This window comes from Pseudomonas sp. TS_SC_3 (assembly GCF_056156225.1).
The window spans coordinates 3,045,172-3,057,384 of record NZ_CM149586.1 but is presented as its reverse complement, the minus strand read 5'-3'; the positions used below and the strand labels follow the sequence as shown (position 1 = coordinate 3,057,384).

Here is a 12,213-nt window from a genome sequence, read left to right as displayed (position 1 = left end):
CCTCTCGGTCCTGGCCTCCACTTTGGCGACATAAGCTTTCATATTTTGGACGTCTAGGTTTGTGGTGGTCTGAGCGGATATGTACACTGGCAGCCCTTTCGCCTGCGCAAAGCTGGGGTTAGGCCCTGCGTGAGTGGTAAGTTATTGAATTAGAAAGTAATTACCTTGCAAAAGGTCGTCTGGTGAGAATCTCTATGAAAGCAGGCTTGTACCGTCCTGATGAGTTCAAGGATAACTGCGGCTTCGGCCTTATCGCCCATATGCAGGGTGAGGCTAGCCATCACCTGCTGCAGACCGCGATTGAAGCCCTGACATGCATGACCCACCGCGGCGGAATTAACGCCGATGGTAAAACCGGTGACGGTTGCGGCCTGCTGATCCAGAAGCCTGATAGCTTTCTGCGGGCCATCGCCCAGCAGCACTTTGCTGTTGAGCTGCCCAAGCAGTACGCCGTGGGCATGGTGTTCCTCAACCAAGACCCGGTCAAAGCCGAAGCGGCGCGCGAAAACATGAATCGCGAGATTCTGGCGGCTGGCCTCAGCCTGGTCGGCTGGCGCAAGGTACCGATCGATACCAGCGTGCTGGGCCGTCTGGCACTTGAGCGCTTGCCACAGATTGAGCAGGTGTTTATCGGCGGTGAAGGTCTGTCCGATCAGGAATTTGCGATCAAGCTGTTCAGTGCCCGTCGTCGCTCCTCGGTGAGTAATGCGGCCGACAGCGATCACTACATCTGCAGCTTTTCGCACAAGACCATCATCTACAAAGGCCTGATGATGCCGGCCGACTTGCAGCAGTTTTACCCAGATCTGGGTGACGAGCGCCTGCAGACTGCCATTTGCGTGTTCCACCAGCGTTTCTCTACCAATACCCTGCCAAAGTGGCCGCTGGCGCAGCCGTTCCGCTTCCTCGCGCACAACGGTGAAATCAACACCATCACCGGTAACCGTAATTGGGCGCAGGCCCGCCGCCTGAAGTTTGCCAACGATCAGATCTTCGATCTGGACGACCTCGGCCCCTTGGTTAACCGCGTCGGCTCCGACTCCTCGAGCATGGACAACATGCTTGAGCTGATGGTCACCGGCGGCATCGACCTGTTCCGTGGCGTGCGCATGCTGATTCCGCCAGCCTGGCAGAACGTTGAAACCATGGACGCCGATCTACGCGCGTTCTACGAATACAACTCCATGCACATGGAGCCTTGGGATGGTCCAGCCGGTGTCGTACTCACCGATGGTCGCCATGCCGTGTGCCTGCTCGACCGAAATGGTCTGCGCCCGGCGCGCTGGGTGACCACGAAAAATGGTTACATCACCCTGGCCTCGGAAATCGGCGTATGGAACTACCAGCCTGAAGACGTGCTGGCCAAGGGCCGTGTCGGCCCGGGGCAGATTCTTGCGGTGGACACCGAAACCGGGCAGATCCTCGGCAGCGACGACATCGACAACCGTCTGAAGTCGCGTCACCCCTACAAGCAGTGGATGCGTAAAAGCGCCCAGCGCATTCGCGCCACCTTGGAAGACCGTGACCACGGTTCGGCCTTCTACGACCAGGCTCAGCTCAAGCAGTACATGAAGATGTACCAGGTCACCTTCGAAGAGCGTGATCAGGTGCTGCGTCCGTTGGGCGAGCAGGGGCAGGAAGCGGTCGGCTCCATGGGCGATGATACGCCGATGGCCGTGCTCAGCCAGCGCGTGCGCTCGCCGTACGACTACTTCCGTCAGCAGTTCGCCCAGGTCACCAACCCGCCGATCGACCCGCTACGTGAAGCCATCGTCATGTCGCTGGAGATCTGCCTCGGTGCCGAGCGCAATATCTTCGAAGAGTCGCCAGAGCACGCTGCGCGGGTGATTCTCAGCAGCCCGGTGATTTCGCCGGCCAAGTGGCGCGCATTGATGAACCTGGATCGCCCAGGCTTCGAGCGTCAGCTGATCGACATGAACTACGACGAGTCGCTCGGTCTTGAAGCCGCCGTGCGCAATATGGCCGATCAGGCTGAAGAAGCGGTGCGCGCCGGTAAGGTGCTGCTGGTTCTGTCTGACCGCCACATTGCCCCTGGCAAACTGCCGGCTCACGCTTCGCTGGTTACCGGTGCGATTCACCACCGTCTGACCGAAAAAGGCCTGCGTTGCGACTGCAACATCTTGGTCGAGACGGCGACTGCCCGCGATCCGCACCACTATGCGGTGCTGCTCGGCTTCGGCGCGTCGGCGGTTTACCCTTTCCTCGCTTATGAAGTGTTGGGCGACCTGATTCGCACCGGCGAAGTGCTGGGCGATCTGTATGAAGTGTTCAAGCACTACCGCAAAGGCATCTCCAAAGGCCTGCTGAAGATCCTGTCGAAGATGGGTATCTCCACCGTGGCGTCCTACCGTGGCGCGCAGTTGTTCGAAGCCGTCGGCCTGGCCGATGACGTCACCGAGCTGTGCTTCCGGGGTGTGGCCAGCCGCATCAAGGGCGCGCGCTTTGTCGATATCGAAAACGAGCAGAAGCTGCTCGCGGCAGAAGCCTGGAACGCGCGTAAGTCGATCCAGCAAGGCGGCTTGCTCAAGTTTGTTTACGGCGGCGAGTACCACGCCTACAACCCGGATGTGGTCAACACCCTGCAGGCGGCGGTGCAGCAAGGCAGCTACGAGAAATTCAAGGAATACACCACGCTGGTCGACACCCGTCCGGTGTCGATGCTGCGCGACCTGCTGCAGCTGAAGCTGGCCGATCAGCCGTTGGCGCTTGATCAGGTTGAGCCGCTGGGTGAGATTCTCAAGCGCTTTGACTCCGCCGGGATTTCCCTCGGCGCGTTGTCGCCTGAGGCGCACGAAGCCATTGCCGAAGCGATGAACCGTCTGGGCGCGCGCTCCAACTCCGGTGAGGGCGGCGAAGACCCGGCCCGTTACGGCACCGTGCGCAGCTCGAAGATCAAGCAAGTCGCTACCGGCCGTTTCGGTGTAACCCCGGAATACTTGGTCAACGCCGAAGTGCTGCAGATCAAGGTGGCTCAGGGCGCCAAGCCCGGCGAGGGCGGCCAGCTGCCGGGCGGCAAGGTCAATGGCCTGATCGCCAAGCTGCGTTATGCAGTGCCGGGCGTGACGCTGATTTCGCCACCGCCGCACCACGACATCTACTCCATCGAAGACTTGGCGCAGTTGATCTATGACCTCAAGCAGGTCAACCCGGCCGCTCTGGTGTCGGTCAAGCTGGTGGCGGAAGCCGGTGTCGGCACCATCGCCGCCGGTGTGGCCAAGGCTTACGCCGACCTGATCACCATCTCCGGTTACGACGGTGGTACCGGTGCATCGCCGCTGACCTCGATCAAGTACGCCGGTGCACCATGGGAACTCGGCCTGGCCGAAACCCACCAGACCCTGCGCGGCAACGACCTGCGCGGCAAGGTACGGGTACAGACTGACGGTGGCCTGAAAACCGGCCTGGACGTGATCAAGGCGGCCATCCTAGGCGCCGAAAGCTTCGGCTTCGGTACTGCGCCGATGATCGCTCTGGGCTGTAAATACCTGCGCATCTGTCACCTGAACAACTGCGCCACCGGCGTGGCCACGCAGAACGACAAGCTGCGCAAGGATCACTTCATCGGCACCGTCGAAATGGTGATGAACTTCTTCACCTATGTCGCCGAAGAAACCCGCGAGTGGCTGGCCAAGCTGGGTGTCCGCAGCCTGGAAGAGCTGATCGGCCGTACCGATCTGCTGGAAATGCTGCCCGGCGAAACTGCTAAGCAGGGTCACCTGGACCTGACGCCGCTGCTCGGTAGCGACCACATTCCGGCCGACAAGCCGCAGTTCTGCCTGGTTGATCGCAATCCGCCGTTCGACGAAGGCCTGCTGGCCGAGAAGATGGTCGAGCTGGTCAAGCCGGCGATCGATGCCGCCAGCGGTGCTGAGATTGATCTGGAAATCTGCAACTGCGACCGCTCCATCGGTGCCCGTGTCTCCGGCGAAATCGCCCGCAAACACGGCAACCAGGGCATGGCCAAGGCGCCGATCACCTTCCGCTTCAAGGGCACTGCGGGCCAGAGCTTCGGTGTGTGGAACGCCGGTGGTCTGAACCTGTATCTGGAAGGCGACGCCAACGACTACGTCGGCAAGGGCATGACCGGCGGCAAGCTGGTGATCACCCCGCCGAAAGGCAGCCCGTTCAAGACCCAAGACAGCGCCATCATCGGTAACACCTGCTTGTACGGTGCCACAGGTGGCAAGCTGTTTGCTGCAGGTACTGCGGGCGAGCGTTTTGCCGTGCGTAATTCCGGTGCGCACACCGTGGTGGAAGGCACGGGCGACCATTGCTGCGAATACATGACGGGTGGCTTTGTCTGCGTGTTGGGTAAGACCGGCTACAACTTCGGCTCTGGCATGACCGGCGGTTTCGCCTATGTGCTCGACCTGGACAACAGTTTCTACGACCGCGTGAACCACGAACTGGTGGAAATTCAGCGGATCAGCAACGAGGCCATGGAAGCCTACCGGACTCACCTGCAGCAGGTGCTGACGGAGTATGTGCAAGAAACATCGAGCGAGTGGGGCCAAAACCTGCTGGAAAACCTGGACGACTACTTGCGTAACTTCTGGCTGGTTAAGCCGAAGGCGGCAAGCCTGAAGTCGTTGCTCTCCAGCACCCGTGCCAACCCGCAATAAGAATGCGCCTGAAGTGGTTTGATGAGGTATTGCAATGACTGAACGTCTGAATAACGACTTCCAGTTCATCGAAGTCGGGCGCAAAGACCCGAAGAAGAAACTGTTGCGTCAGCGTAAGAAAGAGTTCGTCGAGATCTACGACAACTTCAAGCCTGCGCAGGCTGCCGACCAGGCACACCGTTGCCTGGGCTGTGGCAACCCCTATTGCGAATGGAAGTGCCCGGTGCACAACTTCATTCCCAACTGGCTCAAGCTGGTGTCCGAGGGCAACATCCTCGCGGCGGCTGAACTGAGCCACCAGACCAACACCCTGCCGGAAGTCTGTGGCCGGGTGTGCCCGCAGGACCGTCTGTGCGAGGGGGCCTGCACCCTGAACGACGGCTTCGGCGCTGTGACTATCGGCTCGGTGGAGAAGTACATCACCGACACAGCGTTTGCCATGGGCTGGCGTCCGGACATGTCGGGCGTGGTACCGACCGGCAAGCGCGTGGCGATTATTGGTTCGGGCCCTGCTGGCCTGGGCTGCGCCGACGTGCTGGTGCGCAATGGCGTGACCCCGGTGGTGTTCGACAAGAACCCAGAAATCGGCGGCCTGCTGACCTTCGGCATTCCCGAGTTCAAGCTGGAAAAAACCGTGTTGAGCCATCGCCGTGAAGTCTTCACCGGCATGGGCGTCGAGTTCCGCCTGAACACCGAAATCGGCAAAGACATCACTATGCAGCAGCTGCTGGATGAATACGATGCCGTGTTTATGGGCATGGGTACCTACACCTACATGAAGGGCGGCTTCCCCGGTGAAGATTTGCCGGGTGTGCACGATGCGCTGGATTTCCTGATTGCCAACGTCAACCGCAACCTCGGTTTCGAGAAGTCGCCGGAAGACTTTATCGACATGAAGGGCAAGCGCATTGTCGTGCTCGGCGGCGGTGACACGGCGATGGACTGCAACCGCACCTCGATCCGTCAGGGTGCCAAGTCGGTCACCTGCGCTTACCGGCGCGACGAAGAAAATATGCCGGGCTCGCGCAAGGAAGTGAAGAACGCCAAGGAAGAAGGGGTGAAATTCCTCTTCAACCGTCAGCCCATCGCCATCGTTGGTGAAGACAAGGTTGAAGGTGTGAAGGTGGTCGAGACCCGTCTCGGCGAGCCGGATGCCCGTGGTCGCCGTAGCCCTGAACCAATTCCGGGTTCCGAGGAAATCATCCCCGCTGAAGCGGTGCTGATTGCCTTTGGCTTCCGCCCAAGCCCGGCGCCCTGGTTCACTGACTTCACGATCAACACTGACAGCCAGGGCCGTGTGGTCGCGCCGGAGCAAAGCCAGTTCAAGCATCAGACCAGCAACCCGAAGATCTTCGCCGGTGGCGACATGGTCCGTGGTTCTGATCTGGTGGTGACGGCCATCTTCGAGGGCCGCAACGCCGCCGAAGGCATCTTGGATTACCTCGGCGTCTAAATTACAGCGCTGTGTCTGTGGGGGCTTTAGCCGCGTGCTTTAAATCGACGGCAGCGCAGCTGAAGCCCCTCCCACAGAAGTGTTTTCCCGCGACAAATTGACCCTATAGACAAAAGGCACGGCACTCGCCGTGCCTTTTGTTTTGCGCTCTGCGAAAATGCACGCACTTTTACTGCTGACTTAGATCGGGATCTGCCATGACCGTCTTGAAGAACGACCGCTTCCTTCGTGCTCTGCTCAAGCAACCTGTCGACGTCACCCCGGTGTGGATGATGCGTCAGGCCGGTCGTTACCTGCCCGAGTACCGCGCCACCCGGGCCCAGGCCGGTAACTTCGTCAACCTGATGAAGAACCCGGAGCTGGCCTGCGAGGTCACCCTCCAGCCGCTGGATCGTTTCCCGCAATTGGACGCGGCGATTTTGTTCTCTGACATCCTGACCATCCCCGATGCCATGGGCCAAGGCCTGTATTTTGAGACCGGCGAAGGCCCGCGCTTCAAGAAAGTCATCAGCAGCATGGCTGATATCGAGGCGCTGCCTATTCCCGATCCGGAGCAGGATCTGGGTTATGTGATGGACGCCGTGCGTACCATTCGCCGCGAACTGAATGGCCGTGTGCCGTTGATTGGCTTCTCTGGCAGCCCCTGGACGTTGGCCACCTATATGGTGGAAGGCGGCTCAAGCAAGGATTTCCGCAAGTCCAAAGCCATGCTTTACGACAACCCGCAGGCCATGCATGCGCTGCTCGATAAGCTGGCGCAGTCGGTCACGGCCTACCTCAACGGGCAGATCAAGGCCGGTGCTCAGGCCGTGCAGATTTTCGACTCCTGGGGCGGCAGCCTGTCAGCGGCGGCGTATCAGGAGTTCTCCCTGGCCTATATGCAGAAGATCGTCGATGGCCTGATCCGCGAACACGACGGCCGCCGCGTGCCAGTCATTTTGTTCACCAAGGGCGGTGGCCTGTGGCTGGAATCCATGGCTGAGACCGGTGCCGAAGCCCTGGGTCTGGACTGGACCTGTGACATCGGCAGCGCCCGTGCCCGGGTTGGCGACAAAGTCGCGCTGCAAGGCAACATGGACCCGAGCGTGCTGTACGCCAACCCTGCGGCGATCCGCGCTGAAGTAGGGCGCATACTCGCGGCCTACGGTCATGGCACTGGCCACGTGTTCAACCTCGGCCACGGCATCACCCCGGAAGTAAACCCGGCTCATGCCGGTGCGTTCTTCGAAGCGGTGCATGAGTTGTCGGCGCAGTATCACGCGTAAATAGTTGGTTATAGCTTTTCGCCGGAAGCAGCAAAGTGCTTTGCTAGAGGGGCTGCTTCTGATAGCTGCGACTGCTGTTCAAACCGATTGAAAGTGCTCTTTCTAGTTGGCTGCCGTGATCCCCGCGCGGGATCACGGCGCTCATCGCTATCTGCTTTCCATCCTTAGTTTCCGTGCACTACTCAGGTACGTCCGGTGCAGCCTGGCTGACTGGCGTCGATGATCAGATTACCTTCGGCGCGGATACCGATCGAGCCGATGATAAAGGAATGGTTTAGCTGGCTAATAACTAGGTCGCTCAGGCCAACCGCACATTTATCTTTTTCGATTGCTTTGTCGATTGCTGTTTTCATATTTGGGATGCCTGTGGGAAACAGGATCACTGGATAAGAGTCCTCACCAACTACTCGCGGACCCTTAACGAACTTTGCCGAGTTGATGTTGTAGTTCTTGGTACTACCTACTGTCATATCGGCTACTCGAATGGTGCAGCCAGAAATCAATAGCGCCCCGAGAAGTGTCGTCAAAACTGCTTTTTGCATAGCTATTTCCATTTTTGAGCATGGGGGCAATCCCATACGTGCTAGGTTTTTGGTCTGCCAGAATAAGCGGCGGCGGAGCTTAGCATGGCGTAGTGGCTTTTAGCCTTCGTTCTTGGGCCGAATAGCCGCAGCACGAGTTTTTGGTTTTTTCGCTTATCCGCAGGTTTTTTGCATAGAATCCAAGACCATTTTGGGGCTCAGGGAGGTACTTCATGCGGCGCGTAATTTTCAATCAGAAGGGCGGTGTGGGTAAGTCCAGCATTGCCTGCAACCTGGCCGCAGTCAGCGCTTCCCAGGGCTACCGCACGCTGTTGATCGACCTCGATGCCCAGGCCAATTCGACCCATTACCTTACGGGCCTGACCGGTGATGACATCCCCATGGGCATCGCCGAGTTCTTCAAGAACACCCTGTCGTCTGCGCCGTTCGGCAAGAAAGGCAGCGTGGACATCTACGAAACGCCTTTCGACAACTTGCATGTGGTTACCGCCACCGCCGAGCTGGCCGACCTGCAGCCTAAGTTGGAGCAGAAGCACAAGATCAATAAGCTGCGCAAACTGTTGGACTCGCTCAGCGAGGACTACGAGCGCATCTACCTGGACACCCCGCCGGCGCTGAACTTTTATACCGTCTCGGCCTTGATTGCGGCGGACCGGGTGCTGATCCCCTTTGATTGCGACACCTTCTCGCGTCAGGCGCTGTATGGCTTGCTGCGCGAAATCGAAGAGCTCAAGGAAGACCACAACGAGGGTCTGGAAGTCGAAGGCATTGTGGTCAACCAGTTCCAGCCGCGCGCCACGCTGCCGCAACAGTTGCTGGATGAGTTGATCGCCGAGGGCTTGCCGGTATTACCGGTCAACCTGATGAGTTCGGTGAAGATGCGCGAGTCGCACCAGGCGTGCATGCCGCTGATCTATCTGGATCGCAACCATAAGTTGACCCAGCAGTTTGTCGAGCTGCACGACCTGCTCAATAACGCTGACTGAGCCGCGCCTGAATAACAAAAAAGCTGCCGAGGCAGCTTTTTTGGCGGGTTCAGAGCCGGTTTTCAGCGCCGCACGGCCGGCGCGCAGCAGGTGGTAAGTCAGCGCCTTAGCGCACCACGTAGATATCGCAGGGCGCCTTATGCAGGAAGTGCTGCGCCAGGCTGCCGAGTAGGGCTTGCGACAGCGCGCTGCGGCCGTGGCTGCCGAGTACTAATAGCTCGGTTTGGGTGCTTTTCAGGTGTGATTGCAGGCAGCGCAAGATGCCGCCTTGCTCCACCGAGTGGGTCAGGGTCGGGCCTTTTTCCGGCAGGTTTTGCGCTTCATCCTCCAGCAGCTGGCTGATCAAGGCTTTCTGCGTCGCCAGTTGTGCTTCGACCTGCTGGGCGGTGCCTTTGTCAGGTTCAAACACGTGCAGAGCATGCAGCTCAGCGCTTTCCGGCAGCAGGCGGTAGGCCTGGCCAAGGGCGCTGCAGGCGCAAAGCGAGAAGTCGATGGCTGACAGCGCGCGCTGGTAAGGCTCGCTGTTGTTACGCGCGACTAATAGCAGCGGCACCGGGCAGTTGCGTGCAATGCGGTCCAGGCTGGTGCCGGAGAAGAAATCATGGCGCTGGTGGTGGCCGCCGAGTACCAGCAAGTCGCAGCCCAGCTCATTGAGTTGCTGCAACACCACCTCTGAAGGCTTGATGCCGGAGCGGATCAACAGCTGCGTGCCGGGCGTAGCGTATTGGTTCAGGCTGCGATCCAGGGCTTGTTTGGCCTGTTCGTGCTCCTGGCTGCTCTTGCTCGGGTCGAGCACATGCAGCAGGGTCAGCTTGGCGTTGAACTGTTTGGCCAGTTGTGCAGCGCGGCACAGTGCCATGTCGGCGGTGTCGCGTAGGTCGTGAGCAATCAGGATATGACGGGGCATGATCGACGTTCTCCTGCCGATGCATGTCGGCACATTTTATTCTGACCTCGAGTCATAGCTGCACTTTTGACCTACGGCAAGGTTAAGCGTCAGCGTGCGCGCAGTTGGTACACGCCACGACTCAGGGCCACTACTTCACCACTGTCGTCGGTCAGCTGCAACTGTAAAACATACTCAGCTTTGCCCTCATCCGTTACCTGTTTTTGCAGGCGATGGATTTCCTCTGCGCTCAGGTGCGCTTCGACGCGGATGTCGCCGGTGGCCGTGCGACGAAAGCGCAGGTTCATTTCCTTAATGATGGGGTAGAAGCGCTGAACATCGAAACTGGTGAGGAACAGTGCACCGCCGGGAATCTCCGCCAGGGTGAACAGCGCACCGGCGTACATGCTGCCGATATGGTTCTGGTTGCCCGTCAGCGGCATGCGCAAGCGCACATGGCCCGGCTCAAGAACTTCGGCCTTGAGGCCGCTGCGTTGGACAAAGGCGATTTGTTCTTCGGTGAGCTGGCGCACCAGCTCGATAGGCATCGTCATGCTTGGCTCCACACATAGTGTTGTGCAGCCAGCCTAAAGGGTGCATGTGGCCGAAGTAATGACCGCAAGGTCGTCAGTCGATTGACCGAAGTGCTCAGATGCCCTGCTGACGCAGCCAGCCGAGCAATTGCGGCAGCGGCAGGGCGCCGCTCTGGCGGGCAACTTCCACGCCTCCTTTGAGCAGGATCAGGCTGGGGATCGAACGGATGCCCATTTGCGTGGACAGTTGCGGGTTGGCTTCGCTGTCCAGTTTGGCCAGGCGGCAGCGCCCCTGCAGCTGGCTGGCGGCCTGCGCAAAAATCGGCGCAAAGCTGCGACACGGGCCGCACCAATTGGCCCACACATCAATCAGCAACGGCAAATCGCCCTTGTTCTGCGCGGCGAAGCTGGCCTGGTTCAGCACAAAGGGCGTGCTCGGTAAGACCTCAGCCTTACAGCGGCCACAGCGCGGCGCATCGCTCAGGCGTTCGGCCGGAATACGGTTGAGGCCATTGCAGTGTGGGCAGGGGATCAGCAGAGGATTGGACATGGGCGACTCCAGAGGCGGTTATGCCTTATCTGGAGTCGCTTGCGCGGATATCAAGTGCGCCTTGTCTGTTTAGAGGATTTGCGCGGCCTGCAGCGCCTGGCTGAGGTCCGCCAGGATGTCATCACTATGCTCGATACCAATCGACAGGCGCACCATGTCGCGGGGGACGCCAGCGCGCTCCAGCTCTTCGTCATTCAGCTGGCGATGGGTGGTCGAAGCCGGGTGGCAGGCCAGCGATTTGGCATCGCCGATATTCACCAGGCGCACCACCAGCTTGAGCGCATCGATAAAGCGCGCCCCGGCTTCCTGTCCGCCGACAATGCCGAACGACAAAATCGACGCCGGCTTGCCCGCACAGTATTTCTGCGCCAGCGCGTGCTCGGGGTGGTCCGGCAGGCCGGCGTATTTGACCCAGGCCACCTGCGGATGGTTTTGCAGGTAATGGGCGACTTTCAGCGCGTTTTCGCAGTGGCGTTCCATGCGCAAGGCCAGGGTTTCCAGCCCTTGCAAAATCAGGAAGGCATTGAACGGCGACAGCGCTGCGCCGGTGTTGCGCAGCGGTACCACGCGGCAGCGGCCAATAAAGGCAGCAGGGCCGAAGGCTTCGGTGTAGGTCACGCCGTGGTAGGACGGATCCGGCGTATTCAGCAGCGGGAAGCGCGCCTTGTTGTCGGCCCAGGGGAATTTGCCGGAATCCACGACGATGCCGCCGATGCTGGTGCCGTGACCGCCGATGTATTTGGTCAGCGAGTGCACGACGATGTCGGCGCCGTGTTCAAACGGCCGGCAGAGGATCGGCGTGGCCACGGTGTTGTCGACGATCAGCGGCACGCCATGGCGGTGCGCAGCGGCTGCCAGGGCGGCGAGGTCGACGATATTGCCCGCCGGGTTACCGATGGATTCGCAGAACACCGCTTTGGTGTTGTCGTCGATCAGCGCTTCTAGGGCAGCGATGTCGTCGTGGGCGGCAAAGCGGGTTTGGATGCCAAAGCGCGGCAGGGTGTGGGCCAGCAGGTTGTAAGTGCCGCCGTAGAGTTTGGCCACCGAGACGATGTTGTCGCCCGCTTCGGCGACGGTCTGGATCGCGTAGGTGATGGCCGCCATGCCCGAGGCAACGGCCAGCGCACCAACACCGCCTTCCAGTGCGGCCACGCGCTCTTCAAGCACCGCGTTGGTCGGGTTCATGATGCGCGAATAAATGTTGCCAGCGACCTTCAGGTCGAACAGGTCAGCGCCGTGCTGGGTGTCGTCGAAGGCAAAGGAGCTGGTCTGGTAGATCGGTACCGCCACCGCCTTGGTGGTCGGATCGGGGCTATAGCCGGCGTGGATGGCCAGGGTTTCCAATTTCATACGCG

Annotated in this window: 9 protein-coding genes; 4 read left to right on the top strand and 5 right to left on the bottom strand. The window is 59.9% G+C overall.

Going from position 1 to position 12,213, the window contains the following annotated elements:
- Nucleotides 1–194 precede the first annotated feature (194 nt).
- The 3 genes from gltB (at nt 195) to hemE (ending at nt 7,361) form a co-directional block, all read left to right on the top strand.
- Nucleotides 195–4,643, top strand: a complete 4,449-nt coding sequence (gene gltB, locus AC0J6G_RS14500) for a glutamate synthase large subunit (RefSeq protein ID WP_475248834.1) — start codon at nt 195–197, stop codon at nt 4,641–4,643.
- 34 nt (nt 4,644–4,677) lie between these two features.
- A complete protein-coding gene (locus tag AC0J6G_RS14495) occupies nt 4,678–6,096 on the top strand; it encodes an FAD-dependent oxidoreductase (RefSeq protein WP_475248833.1) in 1,419 nt (472 codons plus the stop codon).
- A gap of 197 nt (nt 6,097–6,293) precedes the next feature.
- Nucleotides 6,294–7,361 carry a uroporphyrinogen decarboxylase gene (gene hemE / locus AC0J6G_RS14490; protein WP_475248831.1) on the top strand — a complete coding sequence of 356 codons (1,068 nt, stop codon included), beginning with the start codon at nt 6,294–6,296 and terminating at the stop codon, nt 7,359–7,361.
- A 182-nt stretch (nt 7,362–7,543) separates the two neighbouring features.
- Here hemE and AC0J6G_RS14485 read toward each other — a convergent pair whose 3' ends face one another.
- On the bottom strand, nt 7,544–7,903 hold the full coding sequence (locus tag AC0J6G_RS14485; RefSeq protein WP_475248829.1) for a hypothetical protein: 360 nt from the start codon (nt 7,901–7,903) through the stop codon (nt 7,544–7,546).
- A gap of 212 nt (nt 7,904–8,115) precedes the next feature.
- Between AC0J6G_RS14485 and AC0J6G_RS14480 the strand changes: the two genes are divergently transcribed.
- A complete protein-coding gene (locus AC0J6G_RS14480) occupies nt 8,116–8,889 on the top strand; it encodes a ParA family protein (RefSeq protein ID WP_475248827.1) in 774 nt (257 codons plus the stop codon).
- Nucleotides 8,890–8,995: 106 nt separating this feature from the next.
- On the opposite strand, the gene AC0J6G_RS14475 is transcribed toward AC0J6G_RS14480, so the two are convergent.
- The 4 genes from AC0J6G_RS14475 to AC0J6G_RS14460 form a co-directional block, all read right to left on the bottom strand.
- Nucleotides 8,996–9,796 (bottom strand): universal stress protein, encoded by an 801-nt coding sequence (locus AC0J6G_RS14475; RefSeq protein ID WP_475248826.1) that lies wholly within the window; start codon nt 9,794–9,796, stop codon nt 8,996–8,998.
- Between the two features lie 89 nt (nt 9,797–9,885).
- Nucleotides 9,886–10,329 carry a PaaI family thioesterase gene (locus AC0J6G_RS14470; protein WP_475248824.1) on the bottom strand — a complete coding sequence of 148 codons (444 nt, stop codon included), beginning with the start codon at nt 10,327–10,329 and terminating at the stop codon, nt 9,886–9,888.
- 94 nt (nt 10,330–10,423) lie between these two features.
- Entirely contained in the window at nt 10,424–10,858 is a 435-nt protein-coding gene (gene trxC / locus AC0J6G_RS14465; RefSeq protein ID WP_475248822.1) for a thioredoxin TrxC, read from the bottom strand.
- 69 nt (nt 10,859–10,927) lie between these two features.
- Nucleotides 10,928–12,208: a bifunctional O-acetylhomoserine aminocarboxypropyltransferase/cysteine synthase gene (locus tag AC0J6G_RS14460; RefSeq protein WP_475248820.1), complete on the bottom strand. Its 1,281-nt coding sequence runs from the start codon at nt 12,206–12,208 to the stop codon at nt 10,928–10,930.
- Between the last annotated feature and the right edge of the window lie 5 nt (nt 12,209–12,213).

Coding starts and splice junctions, on each gene's coding strand:
- gltB (WP_475248834.1), top strand. CDS start 195: ATGAAAGCAGGCTTGTACCGTCCTGATGAGTTCAAGGATAACTGCGGC.
- AC0J6G_RS14495 (WP_475248833.1), top strand. CDS start 4,678: ATGACTGAACGTCTGAATAACGACTTCCAGTTCATCGAAGTCGGGCGC.
- hemE (WP_475248831.1), top strand. CDS start 6,294: ATGACCGTCTTGAAGAACGACCGCTTCCTTCGTGCTCTGCTCAAGCAA.
- AC0J6G_RS14485 (WP_475248829.1), bottom strand. CDS start 7,903: ATGCAAAAAGCAGTTTTGACGACACTTCTCGGGGCGCTATTGATTTCT.
- AC0J6G_RS14480 (WP_475248827.1), top strand. CDS start 8,116: ATGCGGCGCGTAATTTTCAATCAGAAGGGCGGTGTGGGTAAGTCCAGC.
- AC0J6G_RS14475 (WP_475248826.1), bottom strand. CDS start 9,796: ATGCCCCGTCATATCCTGATTGCTCACGACCTACGCGACACCGCCGAC.
- AC0J6G_RS14470 (WP_475248824.1), bottom strand. CDS start 10,329: ATGACGATGCCTATCGAGCTGGTGCGCCAGCTCACCGAAGAACAAATC.
- trxC (WP_475248822.1), bottom strand. CDS start 10,858: ATGTCCAATCCTCTGCTGATCCCCTGCCCACACTGCAATGGCCTCAAC.
- AC0J6G_RS14460 (WP_475248820.1), bottom strand. CDS start 12,208: ATGAAATTGGAAACCCTGGCCATCCACGCCGGCTATAGCCCCGATCCG.